Here is a 1,005-nt window from a genome sequence, read left to right as displayed (position 1 = left end):
GCCCACGGACGCGCCCTCGGCGGGACGTTCGGACGCATTCGCAGCATCCTCGGAGGCGCCCGGCGCCGGCGTCTCTGCCTGCACGAGCGAGCCGGACTTGCGGAGGCGAAACTTCCTAGGCCTTGAGTTCGTAGTCATAAAGACGCTTCGCCTCCTCGAGGGAATCGAACATGTGGAGTTGTCCGTTCATCAGCACCGCGGCAGAGCGGCAGAACTTCTCGAGCGTTTCGGGCTGGTGCGAGACGACGACGATCGTCGCACTGTCCAGTCTTTGGCGCAGGATCTGCCCGGCTTTCTTGTTGAATTCCACATCTGTGGTCGAGGGCATCCCCTCGTCTATGAGATAGAAATCGAAGTCCAGCGCGAGTAGCAGGGAAAAGCTCAGCCGCGCGCGCATCCCCGCCGAATAGGTGCCCACGGGCATGTCGAAGTACTCCCCGAGGTTGCACAGCCATCGGCAGAACGCCTCAAGGTAGTCGGGGTCCAGCCCGTAGAGCCGCGCGATGAAGCGGGCGTTCTCGTTGCCCGACAGGCGATTGATGACGCCGCCCATGAAGCCCAGCGGAAACGAAATGCGCGCAGTGCGGCGGATGTCGCCCTCGTCCGGTTTCTCTAGTCCCGCCATCATATTGATGACGGTCGTCTTGCCGGTGCCATTGGGGGCGAGGATGCCCAGCGAATTGCCCTGGGTCACGCGGAACGACGCCCGGTCGAGGATTACCTTGCGCTGTGTGCCCGTCCAAAAGGACTTCGAGACTGTGTCGAACTCGATCATCCAAAACCGCGCCGAAAAGGGGCCGCAGCCCCATCTGGCTCGGCTGGTGAAATTGCGAGTGCCCGGAAAGATAAACGCCGTTTCTGACCATAATATGGCCGACCCCGTTACCAAACGGCAAGAGAGGCGGGACCTTGACGCGCGGCAATCGACGAAACGTGAACGGGCAGGTCATCTAGGCTCAGGACCCAATAATCAGGTTGAGGCTGTGCGGCCCGCATGATTCACGG

Annotated in this window: 1 protein-coding gene; it reads right to left on the bottom strand. The window is 61.5% G+C overall.

The genetic code is table 11. From position 1 onward, the window contains the following. Positions 1-115 precede the first annotated feature (115 nt). Positions 116-775, bottom strand: a complete 660-nt coding sequence (locus ACFDS3_RS15535) for an ABC transporter ATP-binding protein (protein WP_375263269.1) — start codon at positions 773-775, stop codon at positions 116-118. Positions 776-1,005 lie beyond the last annotated feature (230 nt).

This window comes from Palleronia sp. (genome assembly GCF_042089775.1).
Taxonomy (GTDB): domain Bacteria; phylum Pseudomonadota; class Alphaproteobacteria; order Rhodobacterales; family Rhodobacteraceae; genus Palleronia.
The sequence above is the reverse complement of the archived record's forward strand: the minus strand, read 5'-3'. Positions and strand labels throughout refer to the sequence as shown.